This is a genomic window from Pseudomonas sp. MWU16-30316, from assembly GCF_020515645.1.
In the GTDB taxonomy this organism is placed as follows: domain Bacteria; phylum Pseudomonadota; class Gammaproteobacteria; order Pseudomonadales; family Pseudomonadaceae; genus Aquipseudomonas; species Aquipseudomonas cerasi.
In genome coordinates, this window is sequence record NZ_JAIZAZ010000008.1 from 279003 (window position 1) to 303852 (window position 24850).

The 24850-nt window shown below is 61.2% G+C and carries 20 protein-coding genes; 13 read left to right on the top strand and 7 right to left on the bottom strand.

Annotation, left to right across the window (positions count from 1 at the left end):
- Positions 1 to 144 precede the first annotated feature (144 nt).
- Entirely contained in the window at positions 145 to 1191 is a 1047-nt protein-coding gene (locus tag LCH65_RS22995) for a LacI family DNA-binding transcriptional regulator (RefSeq protein ID WP_058397119.1), read from the top strand.
- 143 nt (positions 1192 to 1334) lie between these two features.
- Here the strand turns inward: LCH65_RS22995 and betT are convergent, their stop codons facing one another.
- Positions 1335 to 3290: a choline transporter BetT gene (gene betT, locus LCH65_RS23000; RefSeq protein ID WP_201023372.1), complete on the bottom strand. Its 1956-nt coding sequence runs from the start codon at positions 3288 to 3290 to the stop codon at positions 1335 to 1337.
- A 224-nt stretch (positions 3291 to 3514) separates the two neighbouring features.
- On the opposite strand from betT, the gene LCH65_RS23005 reads away from it, so the two are divergent.
- The 10 genes from LCH65_RS23005 (at position 3515) to hutG (ending at position 15141) form a co-directional block, all read left to right on the top strand.
- Complete coding sequence (locus tag LCH65_RS23005; protein ID WP_141249893.1) at positions 3515 to 3835, top strand: hypothetical protein; 321 nt, start codon at positions 3515 to 3517, stop codon at positions 3833 to 3835.
- A gap of 106 nt (positions 3836 to 3941) precedes the next feature.
- Positions 3942 to 5639 (top strand): urocanate hydratase, encoded by a 1698-nt coding sequence (gene hutU, locus LCH65_RS23010; RefSeq protein ID WP_042931093.1) that lies wholly within the window; start codon positions 3942 to 3944, stop codon positions 5637 to 5639.
- A gap of 113 nt (positions 5640 to 5752) precedes the next feature.
- Positions 5753 to 6721 (top strand): ABC transporter substrate-binding protein, encoded by a 969-nt coding sequence (locus LCH65_RS23015; RefSeq protein WP_003432399.1) that lies wholly within the window; start codon positions 5753 to 5755, stop codon positions 6719 to 6721.
- Positions 6722 to 6794: 73 nt separating this feature from the next.
- Positions 6795 to 7646 carry a proline/glycine betaine ABC transporter permease gene (locus LCH65_RS23020; RefSeq protein ID WP_003343849.1) on the top strand — a complete coding sequence of 284 codons (852 nt, stop codon included), beginning with the start codon at positions 6795 to 6797 and terminating at the stop codon, positions 7644 to 7646.
- Positions 7643 to 8473, top strand: a complete 831-nt coding sequence (locus LCH65_RS23025; protein ID WP_003432397.1) for a glycine betaine/L-proline ABC transporter ATP-binding protein — start codon at positions 7643 to 7645, stop codon at positions 8471 to 8473. The genes LCH65_RS23020 and LCH65_RS23025 overlap by 4 nt, the downstream gene beginning before the upstream one ends.
- 12 nt (positions 8474 to 8485) lie before the next feature.
- Entirely contained in the window at positions 8486 to 10027 is a 1542-nt protein-coding gene (hutH, locus tag LCH65_RS23030; protein ID WP_226439825.1) for a histidine ammonia-lyase, read from the top strand.
- 54 nt (positions 10028 to 10081) lie between these two features.
- A complete protein-coding gene (hutH, locus tag LCH65_RS23035; RefSeq protein WP_003372122.1) occupies positions 10082 to 11629 on the top strand; it encodes a histidine ammonia-lyase in 1548 nt (515 codons plus the stop codon).
- Positions 11630 to 11731: 102 nt separating this feature from the next.
- Positions 11732 to 13108 carry an amino acid permease gene (locus LCH65_RS23040; RefSeq protein ID WP_003432387.1) on the top strand — a complete coding sequence of 459 codons (1377 nt, stop codon included), beginning with the start codon at positions 11732 to 11734 and terminating at the stop codon, positions 13106 to 13108.
- Positions 13109 to 13123: 15 nt separating this feature from the next.
- The gene (gene hutI, locus LCH65_RS23045; RefSeq protein WP_003432386.1) at positions 13124 to 14329 is read left to right on the top strand and encodes an imidazolonepropionase; all 1206 of its coding nucleotides are present in this window, start codon (positions 13124 to 13126) and stop codon (positions 14327 to 14329) included.
- A gap of 11 nt (positions 14330 to 14340) precedes the next feature.
- On the top strand, positions 14341 to 15141 hold the full coding sequence (gene hutG / locus LCH65_RS23050) for an N-formylglutamate deformylase (protein ID WP_003350448.1): 801 nt from the start codon (positions 14341 to 14343) through the stop codon (positions 15139 to 15141).
- 157 nt (positions 15142 to 15298) lie between these two features.
- On the opposite strand, the gene LCH65_RS23055 is transcribed toward hutG, so the two are convergent.
- The gene (locus LCH65_RS23055; RefSeq protein WP_226439826.1) at positions 15299 to 17557 is read right to left on the bottom strand and encodes a heavy metal translocating P-type ATPase; all 2259 of its coding nucleotides are present in this window, start codon (positions 17555 to 17557) and stop codon (positions 15299 to 15301) included.
- 86 nt (positions 17558 to 17643) lie between these two features.
- On the opposite strand from LCH65_RS23055, the gene cadR reads away from it, so the two are divergent.
- Positions 17644 to 18090: a Cd(II)/Pb(II)-responsive transcriptional regulator gene (gene cadR / locus LCH65_RS23060; protein ID WP_096120254.1), complete on the top strand. Its 447-nt coding sequence runs from the start codon at positions 17644 to 17646 to the stop codon at positions 18088 to 18090.
- Between the two features lie 61 nt (positions 18091 to 18151).
- Here cadR and LCH65_RS23065 read toward each other — a convergent pair whose 3' ends face one another.
- The 4 genes from LCH65_RS23065 to LCH65_RS23080 all read right to left on the bottom strand — a co-directional run bounded on the left by LCH65_RS23065 (position 18152) and on the right by LCH65_RS23080 (position 23411).
- Positions 18152 to 19123 (bottom strand): thymidylate synthase, encoded by a 972-nt coding sequence (locus tag LCH65_RS23065; protein ID WP_002555742.1) that lies wholly within the window; start codon positions 19121 to 19123, stop codon positions 18152 to 18154.
- Between the two features lie 52 nt (positions 19124 to 19175).
- Positions 19176 to 19988 (bottom strand): prolipoprotein diacylglyceryl transferase, encoded by an 813-nt coding sequence (gene lgt, locus LCH65_RS23070; protein ID WP_003343867.1) that lies wholly within the window; start codon positions 19986 to 19988, stop codon positions 19176 to 19178.
- A 642-nt stretch (positions 19989 to 20630) separates the two neighbouring features.
- A complete protein-coding gene (gene ptsP / locus LCH65_RS23075) occupies positions 20631 to 22910 on the bottom strand; it encodes a phosphoenolpyruvate--protein phosphotransferase (protein ID WP_002555744.1) in 2280 nt (759 codons plus the stop codon).
- 21 nt (positions 22911 to 22931) lie between these two features.
- Positions 22932 to 23411, bottom strand: coding sequence for an RNA pyrophosphohydrolase (locus tag LCH65_RS23080; protein WP_002555745.1), 480 nt, complete (start codon positions 23409 to 23411; stop codon positions 22932 to 22934).
- 142 nt (positions 23412 to 23553) lie between these two features.
- Here LCH65_RS23080 and LCH65_RS23085 point away from each other — a divergent pair, with 142 nt between their 5' ends.
- Entirely contained in the window at positions 23554 to 24210 is a 657-nt protein-coding gene (locus LCH65_RS23085; protein WP_003372134.1) for an HAD family hydrolase, read from the top strand.
- Positions 24211 to 24223: 13 nt separating this feature from the next.
- Here LCH65_RS23085 and LCH65_RS23090 read toward each other — a convergent pair whose 3' ends face one another.
- Positions 24224 to 24652, bottom strand: a complete 429-nt coding sequence (locus LCH65_RS23090) for a DUF2269 family protein (RefSeq protein ID WP_003343869.1) — start codon at positions 24650 to 24652, stop codon at positions 24224 to 24226.
- Between the last annotated feature and the right edge of the window lie 198 nt (positions 24653 to 24850).

Sequence of the window (24850 nt, forward strand, 5' to 3'; positions counted from 1 at the left end):
GGGTCCGGGCATTCGCGGTGGCGAGTAGCAGACAACCATCTTTGTTAGCGCTAACATCGCCAGTATCGGGAAATGCTAGATAGACCGTCCAATACTGAAAAATTAGTTTTATATTCTTTTTACTTTTATGCGAAGTGATCGAGCATGGCCGACGAGAAACCCCTGACACGTAAACGCCGAGGCGCAGGCCGGGTGACGATCACTGCCGTGGCGCGTCAGGCGGGGGTGTCGGCCATTACCGTATCGCGCTATTTCAATCAGCCGGAACAGGTATCGCCCGAACTGCGCGAGCGGATTGCGAGCACGGTCAATGCACTGGGTTACGTGCCCAATCTGGTTGCTGGCGGCCTGGCGTCAGCACGCAGCCGGGTGGTGGCGATGGTGATTCCCAACATTTCCGGGCCGATCTTTGCCAATACCATTCAGGGCTTCAGTGACACCCTGAGCCGGCACGGTTTTCAGTTGCTGCTGGCCTCCAGCTACTTTTCCGCCGAGCAGGAAGAAAGCGCGGTACGGGCATTTCTGGGCTGGTCACCGGCGGCACTGGTGCTGACCAGTCGCTTTCACAGCCCTGCTACCGAGAAAATGATCGAGCAGACCGATGTCCCGGTGATCGAAACCTGGGACCATCAACCCGACCGCAGTCCGATCCAGATCGGCTTTTCGCACTACGACGTCGGCGTCATGGCAGCCCGTTATCTGCATGACAAGGGCTACCGGCGAATCGCGTTCGTACAGAACAGCATCGCGGGCGACTTCAGCGCACTGGAGCGCCGCGACGGCTACGCTGCGACTCTGGAAGGGCTCGGTATCACGCCGTGGGTCTTCGTCCCGGACGCGGACCGAGCGCCATTCGAGGCAGGCAAACAGGCGATGGACACCCTGATGAACCAAGAGCCCCGCCCTGACGCGATCTTCTTCGCCAACGACAACCTGGCAGCCGGCGCCCTGCTCGCCAGCCAGCGCGCAGGCCTGAGCATTCCGCAGGATTGCGCCGTGATGGGTTTTGGCGACTACGCCTTCGCAGAAATGATGCTGCCCAGCCTGACCACCATCAAACCGCCCGCACTGCAGATCGGCGTAATGGCCGCCACGCGGGTGCTTGAAAGCCTCGGAGTGTTACCGGTAGAGGGAGAGATACAACGCCTGAATCTGCTGGAATGCAGATTGGTAGAGCGGGAGAGTACGTGAGCCTGCCGCACTCTCGAGCCTAAGCGGGAGCGTGAGGAACGATGACCCTGTAACCATCGTGCGACGCTCCGCGTCCTCTCCTGATTATGTGGCGCGGCGCAGAGCGTGAGGGACGATAGTTATAACCGCCCCCCACGCCCCGATCACCGCACCAGATGCAGAAACTGCATATGCCGTTCGTACTGGTCGAGCACGTCGTTGATGACCTGTTCCTTGGTGTAGCCCACCAGGTCGTAGTCCTGACTGCCCTCGCTCAAGTGAACTTCGGCGCGGTAGTAGCGACGGTTGTTCAGCTGTTTGGAACCCATGCCGCCACGGGCGAACGAAGGGGTGAAGAAGCCTTTCATCTGCACTTGGTAGATGAACGGACGTTCTTCGCCGTGACCGATTTCCAGGGTCACCGAGTCGTTGGACGGGTCGGGCACGTTGACCACGTTCAAACCCTTTTCGACGAACACCGCCGTCACTTCTTCAATCGCCGGACGCACGGTCTGATCGAGGAAACGGTACACCTCGTCTCGCGACGGGTAATGCACAGCTTGGCTCAGGCGCTGACGCCACCCGCCGCGCCTTGAACCGGACACTGGCGCCAACGAATACAGTTGCGCAATCTGGCGCTGGGATTCCATGACGAACGCTTTGTGCAGGCCCCACATCATCAGCAGCAGAATCAGCGAGAACGGCAGCGAGGTCAGTACCACAGCCGACTTCAGCGCATCGATACTGCCCGAGAACAACAGGCCACTGGTGATCAGCGCCGTGGCCACACCCCAGAACACCCGCAGCCATTTCGGACCGTCTTCGTCAGGGTTGCCGCCTTTGGCTGACAGCGTCGACAGCACCACAGTGCCCGAATCGGCCGACGTCACGAAGAACACAAAGCTGATGAACACCGTGACCGCAATGACCGTCTTGCTCCACGGATAGGTTTCCAGCAGCAGGTACAGGGTCATCGACGGATCGTCGATAGCCGATTGACCCAGCGCAGTCATGCCATGGTTGAGCACTTGATCGATGGCGCTGTTACCGAAGATCGACATCCACGCCAGGGTGAAGCCCAGCGGGATCAGCAACACACCGAAGACGAACTCACGGATGGTCCGGCCACGCGAGATGCGCGCAATGAACAGGCCCACGAACGGCGCCCAGGCAATCCACCACGCCCAATAGAACACCGTCCAGCCGCCCAGCCAGTCACTCGGCTCGTTGTAGGCATACACGTCGAAACTCTTGCTCGGCAGTGCACCCAGATAGTCACCGATGTTCTGCACCAGCGTGTTGAGCAAGTGCTGAGTCGGGCCGGCGAACAGCACGAACAACAGCAACGCACAGGCCAGCAGCATGTTGATGTCGGACATGACGCGCACGCCTTTGTCGACACCTGCGATCGCCACCAGAATCGCCGCGCCCATCATCAGGGTGATCAGTCCGACCTGAATCCAGTGGGTGTGCGCCACGCCAAACAGGTAATCCAGACCGGAGTTGAGGTGCAGCACCCCGAAGCCCATGTCTGCGCCGAGGCCGAAGATCGTCGCAATGATGCCGAAACCATCGACCGCATAGCCGATAGGGCCGTTGATGCGTTTGCCGATCAGCGGATACAGCGCCGAACGCAGGGCCAGCGGCAGGTTGTGCCGATAGGCGAAATAGGCCAGCGCCATCCCGACGAAGGCAAACACGCCCCAGCCATGCAGCCCCCAGTGCAGAAACAGCAACTGCATGCCCTGGCGTGCTGCTTCTGCGCTACCACCCTCGCCCTGCGGCGGTTGCAGCAGGTGCGTCAGGGGTTCTGAAACGCAGAAAAAGAACAGCGTGATGCTGATGCCGGCGGCAAACAGCATCCCGGCCCATGACAGGTAACTGAACTCGGGTTCGTCGTGGTCGGCACCGAGCTTGATCTTGCCGAAGCCCGACAAGGCGGTGACCACCACGAAGACCAGGTACAGGGTCATGACCATCATGTAGTACCAGCCGACCGTGTTGGCCGCCCAGTTTTGCGCCGCCAGCAGCCATTCGCCGCTGGCTTGCGGGAACGCGATCACGACGATGCCGAAAATCAGAATAAAACTCGCAGCGAAATAGAACACTGGAGCATTCATGCGAACCATGCCGCTTGAAGAGGAACTCGCAGAACTCATCGGTTGAGTGCCTCCGGACTGATAAAACCAACTGCAAAAAGCGGATACGGCAAGGGTAAGCCTCCTGTTGTGAGCGGGCAGCGAACCACCGGTTTAACTTGAACGAGCGTTCAATTTAAACACGAAAACACCCGCGAGACCTAATCGCAGGCCGGTGAATGCTGGCTCAGGCCTGGGTATGACGCATGCTTGATCGGGTTCGTTCCCATGCTGAAGAGGCCATTTGCAGCCCGCCAAATGCGCTGCTTGCAAACACCCAGCGGCAGTTCATTCCCGGCCCGAACGCGGCGCACACATCCCCCGCACCAATCTGTTACCTGCCGCCCCAAAACTGCGCAAAAAGTCATTCAGGTAACAACGTCCAGCCCTTTTCGGAGAAACGCCCCTTTGCTGATCAAAAGCACCAGGCCCTCATAAATAAAGCCCTGCAGATAGATTCGATGGGCAAAAAACAGCGACAGCACAAAGTTGGTCTTTTGATTGCATATGCTTGTATGTACAAGTAGAGACAGGCTGAACACTCTGTCTTCTACCCAACTGAATAGGCCTGCTTCGCCAGGCGCTGCTCGCCCTTCATCGGGCTGGTTCGAATTGATCGCCGAGGATTTTTTTGTGACCGAGAATAATCAAGACCTTAAGCAGGACTGGACCCGCCATCGCGAAGGCGTCGTACGGGCTGCACGCGGTACTCAACTGACCGCCAAGAGCTGGCTGACCGAAGCACCGCTGCGCATGTTGATGAACAACCTCGACCCGGAAGTCGCCGAAAACCCCAATGAACTGGTGGTTTACGGTGGCATCGGTCGTGCCGCACGCAACTGGGAGTGCTACGACAAGATCGTCGAAAGCCTCACTCAGCTCAACGATGATGAAACCCTGCTGGTGCAGTCCGGCAAGCCGGTCGGCGTGTTCAAGACCCACAGCAACGCCCCGCGCGTACTGATCGCCAACTCCAACCTGGTGCCGCACTGGGCCAGCTGGGAGCACTTCAACGAACTGGATGCCAAGGGCCTGGCCATGTATGGCCAGATGACCGCCGGCAGTTGGATCTACATCGGCAGCCAAGGCATCGTGCAAGGCACTTACGAAACCTTCGTCGAAGCCGGTCGCCAGCACTATGACGGCAACCTCAAGGGCCGCTGGGTGTTGACCGCAGGTTTGGGCGGCATGGGTGGCGCGCAGCCGCTGGCCGCGACATTGGCCGGGGCCTGCTCGCTGAACATCGAATGCCAGCAGAGCCGCATCGATTTCCGTATCAAGACCCGCTACGTCGACGAACAGGCCGCTGATCTCGATGACGCACTGGCGCGTATCGCGAAATACACGGCCGAAGGCAAAGCCATCTCCATCGCCCTGTGTGGCAACGCGGCGGACGTCCTGCCGGAAATGGTCCGTCGCGGTGTGCGCCCGGACATGGTCACCGACCAGACCAGCGCCCACGACCCGCTCAATGGCTACCTGCCCAAAGGCTGGACCTGGGACGAGTACCGTGCCCGCTCGGTCAGCGAGCCGGCCAGTGTGGTCAAGGCGGCCAAGCAATCGATGGCCGAACACGTCGAAGCCATGCTCGCCTTCCAGCAAGCCGGCATTCCGACCTTCGACTATGGCAACAACATTCGCCAGATGGCCAAGGAAGTCGGCGTCACCAATGCCTTCGATTTCCCGGGTTTCGTGCCCGCCTACATCCGTCCGCTGTTCTGCCGTGGCATCGGGCCGTTCCGCTGGGCCGCGCTGTCGGGCGATCCGCAGGACATCTACAAGACCGACGCCAAGGTCAAAGAGCTGATCCCGGATGACGAGCACCTGCACAACTGGCTGGACATGGCCCGCGAGCGCATCAGCTTTCAGGGCTTGCCAGCGCGTATCTGCTGGGTCGGTCTGGGCCAGCGCGCCAAGCTGGGCCTGGCCTTCAACGAAATGGTCCGCAGTGGCGAGTTGTCGGCACCGGTGGTAATCGGCCGCGACCACCTGGACTCCGGCTCGGTCGCCAGCCCCAACCGCGAAACCGAATCCATGCGCGATGGCTCCGATGCCGTCTCCGACTGGCCGCTGCTCAATGCCCTGCTCAATACCGCCAGCGGTGCGACCTGGGTCTCGCTGCACCACGGTGGCGGCGTCGGCATGGGCTTCTCGCAGCATTCCGGCATGGTGATCGTCTGCGACGGTACGGATGAAGCCGCCGAGCGTATCGCCCGCGTATTGCACAACGACCCGGCCACCGGGGTGATGCGTCATGCCGATGCCGGTTACGACATCGCTATCGATTGTGCCAAAGAGCAGGGCTTGAACCTGCCAATGATCGGACGTTGACAACGTTGCCGGCCATCAGGCCGGCACACGTCGGGGACGGGCATGAGCATGCCCACGGGCCGGATGCCTACTTGAAGCTGCCGTCATCCATTTCAGGCTTAGGAGCATCGACAATGAATATGAAAAAGGCCCTGCTGACCACCCTGGTATCCGCTGGCCTGCTCGCCAGCGCAGGCGCAAGTCAGGCTGCCGGCTGGTGCGAATCAGGCAAGCCGGTGAAATTCGCCGGTCTTAACTGGGAAAGCGCGATGCTGCTGACCGACATTCTGCAGGTCGTTCTGGACAAGGGTTACGGCTGCACGGTTGACGCCCTGCCCGGCAATTCCATCGCCATGGAAAACGCCTTGGGCACCAACGATATCCAGATCTTTGCCGAAGAATGGGTCGGTCGCAGCGAGGTCTGGAACAAGGCCGCCGCTGCCGGGAAAGTGGTTGGTGTCGGCGCGCCGATCGTCGGCGCAGTGGAAGGCTGGTACGTGCCGCGCTATGTGATCGAAGGCGATGCCAAACGCAAGCTGGAAGCCAAGGCACCCAACCTGAAATCCATCAGCGATCTGGCCCAGTATTCAGCCGTGTTCAAGGATCAGGAAGAGCCATCCAAAGGGCGTTTCTACAACTGCCCGGCGGGTTGGACCTGTGAATTGGAAAACAGCGAAATGCTCAAGAGCTACGGCCTGGAAAGCAAATACACCAACTTCCGCCCGGGCACCGGCCCGGCGCTGGATGCGGCGATTCTCTCCAGCTACAAACGTGGCGAACCGATCCTGGCCTACTATTGGTCACCCACGCCGCTCATGGGTCAGGTAGACCTGGTGCGTCTGGAAGAGAAAGCCGGGGTCAACAAGACGATCGATATCAAGGTCGGCGTGTCCAAAGTGTTCCACGATGAGGCTCCTGAACTGGTCGCCATCCTGGAAAAGGTCAACCTGCCTATCGACCTGCTCAACCAGAACCTGGGGCGCATGGCCAAGGAACGCATCGAATCGCCGAAGCTGGCGAAGATTTTCCTGAAAGAGCACCCCGAAGTCTGGCACAAATGGGTCAGCGAAGACGCCGCGAAGAAGGTGGACGCTTCGTTGTAAACGACCGGGCTGTCGGACTGAACGGTTCGACAGCCCCGTCGTTGACCCGACACACCTCATTTGAGAGCCGCTTATGTTTCCTGAAAGCTTCACTTTCTCGATCGCCAACTGGGTCAACGATGGCGTCGACTCACTGGTCACGCAGTACGGCGATGTGTTCCGGCACATTTCCGACACCCTGCTATGGGCCATCGTCAACCTCGAAGGCCTGCTGCGCATGGCGCCGTGGTGGCTGATGCTGATGATCGTCGGCGGTATTGCCTGGCACGCGACACGCAAGATCGTCACGACGCTGGTCATCGTCGGCCTGCTGTTTCTGGTCGGTGCGGTCGGGTTGTGGGACAAGCTGATGCAGACGCTGGCGCTGATGCTGGTCGCCACGATCATCGCGGTGCTGATCGGCATTCCGCTGGGCATCCTCTCGGCACGCAGCAATCGGCTGCGCTCGGTGCTGATGCCGCTGCTGGACATCATGCAGACCATGCCCAGCTTCGTGTACCTGATCCCGGTGCTGATGCTGTTCGGTCTGGGCAAAGTGCCGGCGATCTTCGCCACCGTGATTTACGCCGCACCGCCGCTGATTCGTCTGACCGATCTGGGCATTCGTCAGGTGGATGGTGAAGTGATGGAAGCCATCAACGCGTTCGGCGCCAATCGCTGGCAGCAACTGTTCGGCGTGCAACTGCCGCTGGCGATGCCGAGCATCATGGCCGGTATCAATCAGACCACCATGATGGCGCTGTCGATGGTGGTGATCGCCTCGATGATCGGCGCACGCGGGCTTGGCGAAGACGTGCTGGTGGGCATTCAGACCCTCAACGTCGGGCGCGGGCTGGAAGCGGGCCTGGCCATTGTCATTCTGGCGGTCGTCATCGACCGTATCACGCAGGCCTATGGCCGCCCACGGCATGAGGCGCACAAATGAGCAGCGTGGAACCGAACAAAATCGTCGTCAAAAACGTATTCAAGATCTTCGGCAACCGCTCGAAAGAAGCGCTGGAGTTGATCAGGCAAAACCAGAGCAAGGACCAGGTGCTGGCCCAGACCGGCTGTGTGGTCGGGGTCAACGACCTGTCGCTGTCGATCGGCAGCGGCGAAATCTTCGTCATCATGGGCCTCTCCGGCTCGGGAAAATCGACGCTGGTGCGTCACTTCAACCGGCTGATCGACCCCACCAGCGGCGAGATTCTGGTCGATGGCGAAGACATCCTGCGTTACGACATGGAGGCCTTGCGCCAATTCCGTCGGCACAAGATCAGCATGGTGTTCCAGAGCTTCGGCCTGCTGCCGCACAAGACCGTGCTGGCCAACGTGGCCTACGGCCTGACCGTGCGTGGCGAGAGCAAGGCGCTGTGTCAGGAACGCGCGCTGCACTGGATCACCACCGTAGGCCTCAAGGGCTATGAGAACAAATACCCGCACCAGCTTTCTGGCGGCATGCGTCAGCGTGTGGGTCTGGCCCGCGCGCTGGCGGCCGACACCGACATCATTCTGATGGACGAAGCATTCAGCGCCCTCGACCCGTTGATCCGCGCCGAGATGCAGGACCAGTTGCTGGAGCTGCAAGCCAGCCTGCACAAGACCATCGTGTTCATTACCCACGATCTGGACGAGGCCGTGCGCATCGGCAATCGCATCGCGATCCTCAAGGATGGTCGATTGATTCAGGTCGGTACGCCGAAAGAAATTCTCCACTCGCCCGCCGACGATTACGTGGATCGTTTCGTTCAGCGCCGCGTGGCCACCCTTTAAGGACCGTTGCAGATGTCGCGAGCAGAACAGATCGTCATCGGTGAAGCACCTGCGGGCTGGCAGGACGTGGTCGCCGTGGCCCGGCAGGGCGCAAGACTGGTCCTGTCGGATGCTGCCTGGGCACGGATCGACAACGCTCAGGCCATCGTGCAGCGTATCGTCGTCAGCGGCGAGCGCGCCTATGGCGTGAACACCGGGCTCGGCGCGCTGTGCAATGTGTCACTGCAAGGCGAACAGCTCAGTCGCCTGTCGCGCAATACCCTGCTCAGCCATGCCTGCGGCGTCGGTACGCCACTGGCCGACGAGCAGACCCGCGCAATCATCTGCGCCGCGATTCTCAACTACAGTCAGGGCAAGTCCGGCATTCACCGGCAAGTGGTCGAAGCGCTGCTGGCCCTGCTCAATCGGGGCATCACGCCGCAAGTACCGGCGCAGGGCTCGGTGGGTTACCTGACGCACATGGCGCACGTCGGCGTCGCGTTGCTGGGCATCGGCCAGGTCAGCTATCGCGGGCAGATCGTCCCGGCTGAGCAGGCCTTGAACGAAGAAGGTCTGGCTCCGGTCATCCTCGGCGCCAAGGACGGATTGTGCCTGGTCAACGGCACACCGTGCATGACCGGCCTGAGCTGTCTGGCCATCGCCGACGCCGAGCGTCTGAGCCAGTGGGCCGACGTGATCGGCGCGATGAGCTTCGAAGCCCTGCGCGGCCAGCTGGACGCGTTCGATGCAAGCATCCTCGCCCTCAAGCCGCATCCGGGCATGCAACAGGTGGGCAAGAACCTGCGCACGTTACTGGCAGGCAGCGAAGTGCTCGCCAGCAGCGAAGGCATTCGTACCCAGGATGCGCTGAGTATTCGTTCGATTCCCCAGGTGCATGGCGCCACCCGCGACCAGTTGGCTCACGCCACTCGCCAGGTCGAGATCGAGCTCAATTCAGTCACCGATAACCCGCTGCTGCTCGGCACGCCCGACGCTTTCCGAGTGGTGTCCCAGGCCAATCCACACGGCCAGTCGGTGGCCATGGCGGCAGACCTGCTGTGCATGGCGATGGCCGAGCTGGGCTCGATCGCCGAACGGCGCCTGGACCGCCTGATCAACCCGATGGTCAGCGGCCTGCCGGCGTTTCTGGTCACCCAGCCGGGGGTCAACTCGGGAATGATGATCGTCCAGTACGTCGCCGCTTCGCTGTGCGCGGAAAACCGCCAGATGGCGCAGCCGGCTGTGGTCGACAACTACGTGACCTCCGGCCTGCAGGAGGATCACCTGAGCCTGGGCACCAGCGCCGCGCTCAAGCTGCACAAGGTGCTGGGCAATACCACGCAGATTCTGGCCATCGAGTATTTGCTCGCGGCCCAGGCATTCGAATTTCTCAAGACACAGGGTTTTGGCGTGGGCACCGGTGCCGCGTGGCGACTGCTGCGCGAGCGCATCCCGGCCTACGACGAAGACCGCTGGCTGGCTCCGGACATCGCCAGCAGCGCGGCCCTGATCAAAGACGAAGCGTCGCTGGAAAGGGTTTTCCAGCACTGCCGTAACAACGCGGCAGGCCTATAAAAACAGCGTATGGCCACAAGCCGTCGCTGACATTCATCAAGGAGTAGCAGCATCGTGACCACCTTATCTGCCAAGACGCTGAACCTGATCCCCGGCCAACTGACCCTGGCGCAACTGCGCGGTATTTATCTGCAGCCGGTCAGCCTGACGCTGGACAGCAGCGCAGACCAGCAGATCGACGACAGCGTCGCCTGTGTCGAGCGCATTCTGGCCGAGAACCGCACCGCCTACGGCATCAACACCGGGTTCGGTCTGCTGGCTTCGACGCGGATTGCCAGCGAAGACCTGGAAAACCTGCAGCGTTCGCTGGTGCTGTCGCATGCGGCCGGTGTCGGTCAGCCGATCAGCGATGAGCTGGTGCGTCTGATCATGGTGCTCAAGGTCAACAGCCTGAGCCGCGGCTTCTCGGGCATTCGGCGCGTGGTCATCGACGCTCTGATTGCGCTGATCAATGCCGAGGTCTACCCGCATATTCCGCTCAAGGGCTCGGTCGGTGCTTCCGGCGACCTTGCACCGCTGGCGCACATGTCGCTGGTGCTGCTGGGCGAAGGCAAGGCGCGCTACAAGGGCGAATGGCTGAACGGCGTCGATGCGCTGGCGGCTGCCGGGCTGCAACCGCTGACCCTGGCAGCCAAGGAAGGGCTGGCGCTTCTCAACGGTACGCAAGTGTCTACCGCCTACGCATTGCGCGGCCTGTTCGAAGGCGAAGACCTGTTCGCTGCAGCCCTGACCTGCGGCTCGCTGACGGTTGAAGCCGTGCTCGGCTCGCGCTCGCCCTTCGACGCGCGTATTCATGCCGCACGCGGTCAGCGCGGGCAGATCGACGCGGCAGCCTGCTACCGTGACCTGCTGGGCGAAAGCAGCGGCGTGTCCGAGTCGCACCGCAACTGCGACAAGGTTCAGGACCCCTACTCGTTGCGCTGCCAGCCACAGGTCATGGGCGCATGCCTGACCCAACTGCGTCAGGCCGCCGAGGTGCTGGAAATCGAAGCCAACGCAGTGTCCGACAACCCGCTGGTGTTCGCCGCCGAGAACGACGTCATATCCGGTGGCAATTTTCACGCCGAGCCGGTCGCCATGGCGGCGGACAACCTCGCGCTGGCCATTGCCGAGATCGGCTCGCTCAGCGAACGTCGCATTTCGCTGATGATGGACAAGCACATGTCGCAGCTGCCGCCCTTCCTGGTGGCCAACGGCGGCGTCAATTCCGGGTTCATGATCGCGCAGGTGACCGCCGCCGCGCTGGCCAGTGAAAACAAGGCATTGGCCCATCCGCACAGTGTCGACAGCCTGCCGACCTCGGCCAATCAGGAAGACCATGTGTCGATGGCCCCGGCCGCCGGCAAGCGCTTATGGGAAATGGCAGAAAACGTTCGCGGGATTCTTGCCGTAGAATGGTTGGCTGCCTGCCAGGGTCTGGACTTGCGTGAGGGTCTGAAAACCTCTCCGAAGCTGGAGCAAGCCCGCAGCCTGTTGCGCAGCAAGGTCCCGTTCTATGAAAAGGACCGCTTTTTTGCACCGGACATCGAAGCTGCCAGTCAGCTGTTGTCCTCCACTTGCCTGAACCCGTTGGTTCCTGCACGTCTGCTACCCAGTCTGTGATGCACCGCGAGCCTGGCAGGGCTCGCTTTGGTCATCGCTGCGGGAGGCCGGATGCAGGCGTTCTCGCGGCTTTTGCCATACCTGTAATGAAATGGACCTGAAATGACGTCACAAGATGGTTTGAAACGCGGGTTATCCGCCCGCCACATCCGCTTCATGGCCCTGGGCTCTGCCATCGGCACAGGGTTGTTCTACGGCTCGGCCTCGGCGATTCAACAGGCCGGGCCTGCCGTATTGCTGGCGTACCTGATCGGCGGCGCGGCGGTGTACATGGTGATGCGCGCACTGGGCGAAATGGCGGTCCACGACCCGGTTTCCGGCTCCTTCAGCCATTACGCCACGCGCTACATGGGCCCGCTGGCCGGTTTCGTACTGGGCTGGACCTACGCATTCGAAATGATCATTGTCTGCCTCGCCGACGTGACCGCATTCGGCATTTACATGGGCTTCTGGTTTCCGGAGGTGCCGCGCTGGATCTGGGTGCTGGGCATCGTGTTCCTGATCGGCGCGCTCAACCTGTGCAATGTGAAAGTCTTCGGCGAAACCGAATTCTGGCTGTCGATCCTCAAGGTCAGCGCCATCGTGGCCATGATCGTCGCAGGCTTCGGCATCATGATCTTTGGCATCGGCAGCTCGACCAGCGGCACCGAAATAGGCATCAGCAACCTGTGGGCACACGGCGGCTTCATGCCCAACGGCGTCACCGGTCTGATCGCCTCGTTCGCGGTGGTGATGTTTGCCTTCGGCGGCATTGAAATCATCGGCATTACCGCAGGCGAAGCGAAGGACCCGCAACGCAGCCTGCCGCAGGCGATCAATGCCGTACCGCTGCGCATTCTGCTGTTCTACGTGCTGACACTGTTTGTGCTGATGTGCATCTACCCGTGGCCGCAGATCGGCACGCAGGGCAGCCCGTTCGTGCAGATTTTCGACAACCTGGGTATCGCTTCGGCGGCGACCATCCTCAACATCGTGGTGATCTCGGCGGCCGTATCGGCCATCAACAGCGACATCTTCGGCGCAGGCCGCATGATGTATGGGCTGGCCCGTGATGGTCAGGCGCCCGCCAGTTTTGCCCGCGTTTCACGCCATGGCGTGCCGTGGATGACCGTGCTGGTCATGGGCATCGCGTTGCTGGGCGGCGTGCTGCTCAACTACCTGATCCCCAAGGATGTGTTCCTGCTGATCGCGTCGCTGGCCACCTTCGCCACCGTGTGGGTCTGGCTGATGATTCTGCTGACGCAGGTCGCCATGCGCCGCTCGATGCACCGCGAGGAAGCGGCACAGCTGAAATTCGCCGTGCCGTTCTGGCCTTACGGGCCTGCGGCCGCCATCGCCTTCATGCTGTTCATCTTCGGCGTGCTGGGCTATTTCCCGGACAACCGTGCAGCCTTGATCGTCGGCGCAATCTGGATCGTGCTGCTGCTCATCGCCTACGCTGTGTGGGTCAAGCCCAAGGCGCTCAACAACACTCATTGATCAACGAGGCCTGGAATGAAAACGCTCTGGAAAAACTGTCACATCGCAAGCATGGCGCACGGCAAATACTCGATCATCGAGCATGCCGCCATCGTGACCTCCGGAGCGCTCATCGAGTGGATCGGGCCTCAGGCCGAGCTGGCCGAGCCGGAACATGACAACTGCATCGATCTGGGCGGTGCATGGGTCACGCCCGGCCTGATCGACTGTCACACCCATACGGTGTTCGGCGGCAACCGCAGTGGCGAGTTCGAACAGCGTCTGCAGGGCGTCAGCTACGCAGAAATAGCGGCAGCGGGCGGCGGTATTGCCAGCACGGTGCGTGCGACTCGCGCCGCCAGTGAAGATGAGCTGTACGCCAGTGCCGAGCGCCGCTTGCGGCACTTGCTCAAGGACGGCGTCACGACCGTCGAGATGAAGTCGGGCTACGGGCTGGACCTGGAAAACGAGCGCAAGATCCTGCGGGTGATTCGTCGTCTGGGCAACACCCAGCCAGTCACCGTGCGTGCCACCTGCCTGGCCGCCCATGCGCTGCCGCCGGAATACGCCGATCGCGCCGACGATTACATCAACCACATCTGCAACGACATGCTCCCGGCGCTGGCAGCCGAAGGGCTGGTCGATGCGGTGGATGCTTTCTGTGAATACCTGGCGTTTTCACCTGCGCAGGTCGAGCAGGTGTTCATCACCGCAGGGCAGTTGGCACTGCCGGTCAAACTGCATGCCGAGCAGCTGTCGTCATTGGGTGGATCGAGCCTGGCCGCGCGCTACAAGGCGCTGTCGGCGGATCATCTGGAGTTCATGACCGAGGACGACGCCATCGCCATGGCGGCTGCCGGAACCGTCGCGGTGCTGCTGCCGGGGGCGTTTTACTTCCTGCGTGAAACGCAACTGCCGCCGATGGACGCGCTGCGCAAGCACGGCGTGCCGATTGCGATTTCCACCGACCTCAACCCTGGCACCTCGCCGGGCCTGTCATTGCGCCTGATGCTGAACATGGCCTGCACGCTGTTTCGCATGACGCCCGAAGAAGCACTGGCGGGGGTGACGTTCAATGCCGCCAGGGCGTTGGGCATGAGCGCGACCCACGGCTCGCTGGAGGTCGGCAAGGTGGCGGATTTCATCGCCTGGAACATTGAACGGCCGGCTGATCTGGCCTACTGGCTGGGCGGCGATCTGGACAAACGTATCGTGCGCCACGGCGTCGAATCATCGATCTGAAGGAGAGCCCTGTGGATAACGTTCTGACATTCAAGCGTGGCCGTATTCCGCTGCTGATCAGCATGCCGCATGCCGGTCTGAAACTGACCCCGGTGGTCGAAGCCGCGCTGGTGGACGAAGCCTTGAGCCTGCCGGATACCGACTGGCACATTCCGCGTTTGTATGACTTCGCCGCTGAATTGGGCGCCAGCACCCTGGCCGCCGAATACTCGCGCTTTGTCATCGACCTCAACAGGCCGTCTGACGACAAGCCCATGTACGCCGGTGCGACCACCGGCCTGTTTCCGTCGATCCTGTTCGATGGCGTGCCACTGTTCAAGGACGGCCAGACGCCCAGCGCCGAGGAACGAGCGCGGTATCTGCAACAGATCTGGACGCCGTATCACCAGACGCTGGAGCAGGAACTGCAGCGCATGCGTGACGAGTTCGGCTATGCGCTGCTGTTCGACGCCCACTCGATTCGCGGCCACATCCCGCACCTGTTCGACGGCCGCCTGCCGGACTTCAACCTGGGCACCTTCAATGGTCTGAGCTGCGACCCGGAACTGGCCAGCCGACTGGAGCAGGTCTGCGCAGCGGCCAAGGACTACAGCCATGTGTTGAACGGGCGCTTCAAGGGCGGCCACATCACCCGCCACTACGGCAACCCGGCCAACAACATCCACGCAGTACAGCTGGAGCTGGCGCAAAGCACCTACATGGACGAATTCGTGCCCTTCCACTACCGCCCGGACCTGGCCGAGCCGACCCGCGCCGTGCTCAAGCCACTGCTGGAAACCTTCATCGCCTGGGGGCAGGAGCGCTTTGGCTGACAACGTCGGACGCAGAGCGTCCAGAAAGGCGCTACCACGCGGAGCGTGGGAGCGATAGCCAGTGATCGGAGCCGGTGGCCACGATTATCGTTCCCATGCTCCGCGTGGGAATGCCGTTCTGGACGCTCCGCGTCCGCCCTTCAACGTTGCCGACTGATCACTTCTTGAGCAAGCGCAAACCGTTGAACACCACCAGCAAGCTCACGCCCATATCGGCAAACACCGCCATCCACATGGTCGCCAGGCCCGCGAAGGTGATGCCGATGAACAGCACCTTGGTCACGATGGCCAACACGATGTTCTGCTTCAGCACCGCCGATGTCCGGCGTGAAAGCGCAATGAATGTTGGAATCTTGCGCAGATCATCGTCCATCAGGGCGACATCTGCTGTCTCGATGGCCGTATCGGTGCCTGCAGCGGCCATCGCGAAACCGATCTCCGCACGGGCCAGCGCAGGCGCATCATTGATACCGTCGCCCACCATGCCTACCCGGTGATTACGGCCGTAAAGCGCCTCGATCGCACTGAGCTTGTCGGCAGGCAGCAGATTACCCTGCGCTTCATCGATGCCGACCTGATCGGCAATCGCCTTGGCGGTGTGCGGGTTATCACCGGTCAGCATGACCGTCTTGATGCCCAGCTCGTGCAACTGGGCAATGGCTTCGCGGCTGGTCTCCTTCACCGTATCGGCGACGGCAAACAACGCGATCGGGCCAGAGGCATCAAGCAACAGCACCACGGTCTTGCCCTGCATTTCCAGCGCATCGAGCCTGGCCTCCAGCTCCGGCGAACATAGGCCCAGCTCCTCCACCAGGCGATGGTTGCCCAGGTGATACATCTGGCCGTTGATCTCGCCTTTCACACCCCGCCCACCCAGCGCCTCGAACGCGCTGACTTCATGCAGCGTCAGGCTGCCATCGGCGGCCTTGGCAATCGCCTGGGAAACCGGGTGATCTGAACGCCCGGCAAGGCTCGCGGCAATCACCGGGGCACTGTCGGCAACAGCAGGGTTCAATGGCACATAATCAGTCTGCACCGGCTTGCCGTGGGTCAGCGTGCCGGTTTTATCAAGGGCCAGGTAATCGAGCTTCTCGCCCATTTCCAGATAAACGCCACCCTTGATCAAAATCCCCTTGCGCGCCGCCGCTGCCAGACCGCTGACGATGGTCACCGGCGTGGAAATCACCAGCGCACATGGGCAGGCCACCACCAGCAGCACCAGCGCCCGGTAGATCCAGTCATACCATTCGCCGCCGAAGAACAGCGGCGCGACCAACGCCAATGCCAACGCGACGACGAACACCACTGGCGTATAGATACGGGAAAAGCTGTCGACAAAGCGCTGGGTCGGCGCACGCGAACCCTGCGCCGCTTCCACCGCATGAATGATGCGCGCCAGCGTCGAGTTGTTTGCGGCGGCGGTGACGCGATACTCCAGCGAACCGGCCTGGTTGATGGTGCCCGCGAAAACCTTGTCGCCGACAGTCTTTTCCACCGGCAGGCTTTCACCGGTAATCGATGCCTGATCGATCGTCGAGCTGCCGGACACCACTTCACCGTCGAGCCCGACACGCTCGCCCGGCTTGATCCGGACGATAGCATCCAGTTCGACGTTTTTGGCTTCGATTTCCTGCCAGCTGCCATCCGCCTGCTTGACGGTGGCAAGCTCAGGCGTCAGTTGCATCAGGCCACTGATCGCATTGCGCGCGCGGTCCAGTGACTTGGCTTCGATCAACTCGGCGATGGTAAACAGGAACATCACCATTGCCGCTTCCGGCCACTGACCGATCAGAATGGCGCCGGTCACCGCGATGCTCATCAGCGCATTGATGTTCAGGTTGAAGTTCTTGAGTGCGATCCAGCCCTTCTTGTAGGTCGTCAGCCCGCAACTGAAGATCGACACCAGCGCCAGCAAGGCAACCACCCAGGTCGGGCCGAGCGAAGCAAAATGGACCACCTCTGCACCCAGCGCCGCAGCGCCGGACAAGGCCAGCGGCCACCAGTGTTTCTTCACCACCGGCGCCGAGTCGGCAGACGCTGCACCTTCCTCGATCGGCTCGGCCTGCATGCCAAGTGAACTGATAGCCTCACGAATCGGGTCGGTGGACGGCAGGTCGTGCCAGACCCCCAGCATGCGGTTGATCAGGTTGAATTCCAGCTTCTGCACACCGGCCAGCTTGCCCAGCTTGTTCTGGATCAGCGTCTGCTCGGTGGGGCAATCCATCGCCTCGATACGGAAGCTGCTCAGACGACCACCCGCTGCAGACGCTTCGCCAAAGGTCACTACAGCGGGCTGTGCATCGCTGGAGCAGCACGAATGGGCATGCTCCACGGGCTTTTGCTCGTGCGCGTGCTCGCCGTGATCATGGTCATGATCGTGGTCATGTGCGGGGGAATTCTTGATCGTCGTGCCCATTCGTTGTGGCTCCAGGATTCTGCTTGTTGCCAAGTGAACACCCTGTAGCCACTATAGGGTCAAGCACTCAAACGAGATGAGTCGAAATGAAAATCGGCGAACTGGCAAAACTGACCGACACTCAGGTCGAAACCATCCGTTATTACGAGCGCGAAGGCTTGCTGCCCGCCCCCGCTCGCAGTGACGGCAATTACCGGCTGTATACCCAGGCGCACATGGAGCGCCTGTCGTTCATCCGCAATTGCCGCAGCCTGGACATGACCCTCGAAGAAATCCGCAACCTGCTCAACCTGCGCGACAGCCCGCAGGACCAGTGCGAAAACGTCAACACCCTGATCGACGAACACATCGAACACGTCAACGCCCGCGTCGCAAGCCTGCAAGCGCTCCAGGAACAACTGCTCGACCTGCGTCGCCGCTGCAGCGATGGCACGACAGAACATTGCGCGATACTGGAGAGGCTGGAAGTGACGGGGGCTGTGGCAGCGCCAGAGGGCGAGGCTTCACATGTGGGGAGGAGTCATGGGCATTGAGAGGGGTTTGACACCTCTCGTTCCTCAGGCAGGAACGAGAAGGTAATAGCGCGCAGCCCTCTTAGACCGCCATCGGCGCCGTCATTGCCGGGTGGTGCTGGTAGCCTTCCAGGGTGAAGTCCGAAGGCTCGATCAGTTCCAGCCATTCAGGCTGGTACACACCGGTCTTGGCAAACTCGGGTACACGATCGGAGATGACCAGTTTCGGCATCGGGTACGGCTCGCGGGTCATCTGTTCGTTGAGCATGTCCAGGTGGTTTTCGTACACGTGGGCGTCGCCGATGAAGTAGGTGAACCAGCGCGGAGTGTAGCCGGTCAGGCGACCGATCAGGCTCAGCAGCGCGGCGCCTTCGGTCAGGTTGAACGGCGTGCCGAGGCCCAGATCGTTGGAGCGGATGTACAGCGTCAGCGAGATTTCGCGGGTCTGCGGGTTCGGGTGCAGTTGGTACAGCAGGTGGCACGGCGGCAGGGCCATTTCATCGAGCTGTGCGCAGTTCCAGCCGTGGAACAGGATGCGGCGGCTGCCTGGGTCGTTGATGATGGTGTCGACGCACTGGCGAATCTGGTCGATGGCCTTGTACAGGACCACGAACGACTGACCGTCTTCTTCGGATTCGGCAATCTGACGATACCCCTGGCCCAGCGCCAGTTCGATGGCCGCGACATTGCCGGCATCGATACGCTTGTAGGCTGGCCACTTGCGCCATTGCACGCCATAGATTTCGCCCAGATCGTCCTCGCCCTTGCGGAACGGGTTGTTCAGCCACTGAGCGTTTTCGTTGGCGTTCTGATCCCAGACCTTGCAGCCCAGTTCGCGGAATTCCGCAGCGTTGTTCACGCCACGCAGAAAGCCGACCATCTCGCCGATGGCCGATTTGAAGGCCATGCGCCGTGTGGTGATCGCCGGAAAACCTTCCTGCAAGTCATAACGCAGCATCGCACCCGGAAAGCTGATGGTGTTCACGCCGGTACGGTTGGCTTGCAAGGTCCCGTGCTTGATCACATGAGCGACCAGTTCCAGATATTGCTTCATAAATCACCTGCCTTGTTGAACGCGCCGGGCGTTTTCACCCGGCGTTTCGGTGTTAGACCGCTGCCTTGCTGGCGGACGGATCGCGCTTGTAGGCCAGCCAGATCAGGAACAGGCCGGCGATGATCATCGGCAGGCTGAGGATCTGACCCATGGTCACCCAGCCCCATGCCAGGTAGCCCAACTGGGCGTCAGGAACGCGAACGAACTCGACTACAAAGCGGAAGATCCCGTAAAACAGCGCAAACATGCCGGAAACGGCCATGGTTGGACGCGGCTTGCGGGCGTACAGATTGAGGATGATGAACAGCGCAACGCCTTCCAACGCGAACTGATACAGCTGCGAAGGATGACGCGCCAGTTGCGCAGGGTCGCTGAACGGCGGGAAAACCATGGCCCACGGCACGTCGGTCGGCTTGCCCCACAGCTCGGCATTGATGAAGTTGCCGATACGCCCGGCACCCAGGCCGATCGGCACCAGCGGAGCAACGAAGTCCATCAGTTGGAAGAAGCTTTTGCCGTTGCGCTTGCCAAACCACCAGGCCGCGATCATCACGCCGACAAAGCCGCCGTGGAACGCCATACCACCCTTCCAGACTTCGAAGATCAGCAGCGGGTTGGCGATGTAGGCCGACAGATCGTAGAACAGCACGTAGCCCAGCCGCCCGCCGACAATCACGCCCATGGCCAGCCAGAAAATCAGGTCGGAGAGTTTTTCCTTGGTCCAGGTCGGATCGAACTTGTTCAGGCGACGCGACGCAAGCAGCCAGGCGCCACCGATACCGACCAGGTACATCAAACCGTACCAGTGAATTTGCAGCGGGCCGATAGCGACGGCTACCGGGTCAATCTGCGGGTAAGGCAGCATTGCGACTCCTCAATTGGAACGCCCTTGCGAGCGACTGAATCAGGCGCGCATGTTACCGGAGCCCGGCAGGATGCTCTAGCGGCGACCGATGGAAGCCGCCTGAACGAAATGAAAAAAGATACGCCTGATGTGTCCAGCCGTACGCTTAGCGCTTCCGCGCACAGCGTTATAGACAGGTCTTGGAGCGCACTGAATACGTGCCTTACAGGCTTCTGCCCCCAGGGCGCAGGAGCGAACCGGACAAGGCTTGGCGTGCTCGCGAAGATGGTGATTCAGACAATGCATTTTCGGCGATCATGCCGGCCTCTTCGCGAACAAGTGAACGTCGGCCGCCCGCCCCAAAGGTGCATGTGTACCCCTGTGGGAGTGAGCTTGCTCACGAAGGCAGTAGCCCAAACGCCCCATTCCCCGGAGTCTGTACCGGCCTCTTCGCGAACAAGTGAACGTCGACCGGCCCGCCCCAAAGGTGCATGTGTACCCCTGTGGGAGTGAGCTTGCTCACGAAGGCGGTAGCCCAAATGCCCCATTTCCCGGAGTCTGTACCGGCCTCTTCGCGAACAAGTGAACGTCGACCGGCCCGCCCCAAAGGTGCATGTGTACCCCCTGTGGGAGTGAGCTTGCTCACGAAAGCATTGGTAGCGCTTAGTGCCCTTTGACCGAGCTCGGGTTGATCATCCGCGACAGGCCGAGGTTTTTCAGCGCCAGTTGCAGAGAACTGCTGATGACTTGCGGGTTATCGTTGGTCATCAGTTGCGCCAGCAGTTCCTTGGCCTTGCTGAGGTTGATCTGGCGCAGCATCCACTTCACTTTCGGCAGGTTGGTGGCGTTCATCGACAGGCTGTCGAAACCCATCGCCATCAACAGCACCGCTGCTGCCGGGTCACCCGCCATTTCGCCGCAGATGCTCACCGGCTTGCCCTCGGCGTGGGCATCACGCACCACGCTTTGCAGCGCCTGAAGCACTGCCGGGTGCAGGTAATCATAGAGATCTGCCACGCGCGGGTTGTTGCGGTCGACCGCGAGCAGGTATTGAGTCAGATCGTTGGAGCCGACCGAGAGGAAGTCCACCTGACGCGCCAGATCGCGGGTCTGGTAGACCGCAGCTGGCACTTCGATCATCACGCCCACCGGCGGCATAGGCACGTCGGTGCCTTCGTCGCGCACCTCGCCCCAGGCGCGGTGGATCAGGTGCAGCGCCTCTTCCACTTCGTGGGTGCTGGAGATCATCGGCAATAGAATGCGCAGGTTATTCAGGCCCTCGCTGGCCTTGAGCATGGCGCGGGTCTGGACCAGGAAAATTTCCGGGTGGTCGAGGGTGACGCGAATACCGCGCCAGCCGAGGAACGGGTTGTCTTCCTTGATCGGGAAGTAGGACAGCGACTTGTCGCCACCGATGTCCAGGCTGCGCATGGTCACCGGCAGTGGATGGAAGGCGGCCAGTTGCTCGCGGTAGATCGCCAGCTGTTCCTTTTCACTCGGGAAGCGCTGGTTGATCATGAACGGTACTTCGGTGCGGTACAGGCCCACCCCTTCGGCGCCACGCTGTTGCGCACGCGCCACGTCGGCCAGCAGACCGGTGTTGACCCACAACGGCATGCGATGCCCGTCGAGAGTGACGCAAGGCAGTTCGCGCAGGGCATCCAGGCCCTGGGAGAGCTGACGCTCCTCCTCCACCACCTTGCCGAACTGCTTGCGCATGATTTCGCTGGGATTGGTGAAGACTTCGCCATGATAGCCGTCGACCACCAGATCGATGCCATCGACCTTGGAGTAAGGGAAGTCCACAAGGCCCATGACCGTGGGAATGCCCATGGCCCGCGCCAGAATCGCGACGTGGGAGTTGCCGGAACCCTGAACCGACACCAGGCCGACCAGTTTGCCTTCCGGCACTTCGCCGAGCATGGCCGGGGTCAGCTCCTCGCTGACCAGAATCGTGTTATCGGGATAGACCAGCGCCTGTTGTCGCGCCTCCTGGAGGTAAGCCAGCAGACGGCGGCCCAGGTCCTTGACGTCCGACGCCCGCTCGCGCAGGTAGGCATCGTCCATCAGCTCGAAACGTTTGACGTGCTCACTGACCACCGAGCGCAAGGCACCCTGCGCCCATTGACCGGTCTTGATGACGTCGGTCACTTCGCTGCCCAGCGAGGCGTCGTCAAGCATCATCAGGTAGACATCGAACAGCGCCCGCTCTTCGGGACGCAACTGGGTGGCCAGTTTGGCTGACAGGGTGCGCATGTCATTGCGTACGCCTTCCAGCGCGTTCTGGAACAGCGCCAGTTCAGCGGCGATGTCAGTGACGGTCTTGTCGGGGACCACTTCCAGATCGGCAGGCGGCAGCATGACCACGGCGACACCGACCGCAGCACCCGGCGAACCGGCGACACCCACGAACTTGGCTTCCTGAATGCCTTTGCCCTGACGACCCAGACCGCGGATCGAGCCGGTGGCTTCGGCATGCGCGATAACGCCCGCCAGTTGCGCGCTCATGGTGACCAGGAAGGCTTCTTCGCCCTCGTCGAACTGACGGCGCTCCTTTTGCTGGATGACCAACACGCCAACCACGCGCCGGTGGTGGATGATCGGCGCGCCCAGGAACGAGGCGTAGCGTTCCTCACCGGTCTCGGCGAAGTAGCGATAACGAGGGTGATCTGCGGCGTTTTCGAGGTTCAGCGGTTCTTCACGCGTGCCGACCAGACCAACAAGGCCTTCATTCGGCGCCATGCTGACTTTGCCGATGGAGCGCTTGTTGAGACCTTCGGAAGCCATCAGGACAAAGCGGTTGACCTCGGCATCGAGCAGGTAGACCGAGCAGACCTGGCTGCCCATGGCCTCCTTGACGCGCAACACAATAATGCCCAACGCCGCCTTGAGATCCTTGGCGGAGTTAACTTCCTGGACGATCTTGCGCAGCGTATTGAGCATGGCTCGGGGTCGAACTCCGTGTCAGTCGCGCGATAAGAGGCGCGGGGCAAGCTCTTTGAGTGCGCGTCGATACACCTCGCGCTTGAATGTCACCACCTGGCCTAACGGGTACCAATAACTGACCCAGCGCCAGCCATCGAACTCCGGTTTACCGGTCAAATCCATCCGCACCCGCTGCTCGTTGGAGATCAGGCGCAGGAGAAACCATTTTTGCTTCTGGCCGATACACAGCGGCTGGCTGTGGGTACGGACCAGTCTTTGCGGCAGACGATAGCGCAACCAGCCCCGAGTGCAGGCAAGTATTTGCACATCATGTCGTTCCAGACCGACTTCTTCATTCAATTCGCGATAAAGCGCGTCTTCCGGCGTCTCCTGCGGGTTGATACCCCCTTGAGGAAACTGCCAGGCATCCTGGTTAATACGCCGAGCCCATAGGACCTGACCAGCATCGTTTGTCAGAATAATCCCGACATTAGGACGGAAACCATCGGGGTCGATCACGGCAACAACCTCGCAAACGCATGTCGCCGCATTGTTCCACAAAGGCGATCAAACCAGCAACGAGGCTTATCACCTTATGTGAAGACTTGTGAAAACCTCGTATTCTGGGGCTCTTTTTTCAACTATTTCAGCGAGTAACCCTATGCGCCTGGCTTTATTCGACCTCGACAACACCCTTCTGGGCGGCGACAGCGATCACGCCTGGGGCGATTACCTGTGCCGGCGCGGGATCCTTGATGCCGCGACCTACAAGACCCGCAACGACGAGTTCTATCAGGATTACCTGGCCGGCACGCTGAACATGACCGACTACCTGAATTTTACCCTGGAGATTCTGGGCAACACTGACATGGCGCAGCTTGAGCAGTGGCATCGCGAGTTCATGCGCGACTGCATCGAACCAATGATGCTGCCCAAGGCGCTGGAATTGATCGCCAAACACCGAGAGGCTGGCGACAAGCTGGTGGTGATCACCGCCACCAACCGCTTTGTGACAGCACCTATCGTGGCGCAGCTGGGCATCGATACCCTGCTGGCGACCGAGTGCGAAATGGTGGATGGACGCTATACCGGTCGTACCACGGGTGTGCCCTGCTTCCGTGAAGGCAAGGTGACACGCCTCAACCAGTGGCTGGAAGACAACGCGTTCAGCCTCGAGGGCAGCTATTTCTACAGTGACTCGATGAACGACCTGCCTCTGCTGGAGCAGGTGGCCAACCCGGTCGCGGTCGATCCGGACGATAAATTGCGTGCCGAAGCCGAGCGACGCGGCTGGCCGGTGATTACCCTGCGCCACTGAGTGCTGGCAATACTCAGGCCGGTTTGAAGCCCGTCAGACCGGCCATTGCCACGAAGCACACAACGCTGATCACCGTCAGCGCCAAGGTGAAGCCGCGCTTGCCACCTTTGGCACCAAGACGCAAGCGGTTGAGCCTGGCCACCAGCCAGACCCAACTGCACAGCCCCAGGGTGTAAAGCACGCTGCTGCCCAGCACCCAGGTCTGGCCCAGTGACAGGCCTTTCAAATGCACCAGCCACCAGCCACTGAACGGCAGCGTCGCCAGGCAAACGGCCATCAACACCCAGAAAAACAGCAATGGCCGCTTGAGCAGGCGATTCTGCACGGTCGTGTCGCCTTCAAGACGCACCTTGACCACCCCGCTGGCCAACACCAGCGCGCTGATCAGCAACAACGCGATGGCGACGATGTGCAGGGTGTTAAGGGTGGTGATGGGTTCCATGACGCGGTGTTCCTCTGGAATCGGGCTTGGGTGAGTTTAGCAGTGTGGACACAAGAGCCGTGCCTTAAGCGCTATCGCGCCCGTGCTCCACGTGGGCATGCCGGTCTGGACGCTCCGCGTCCTCTTGCGACGCAGAGCGTCGTGAACTGCATTCCCACGCTGGAGCGTGAGGAACGATAGTTGTCAGTCAGACCCCCA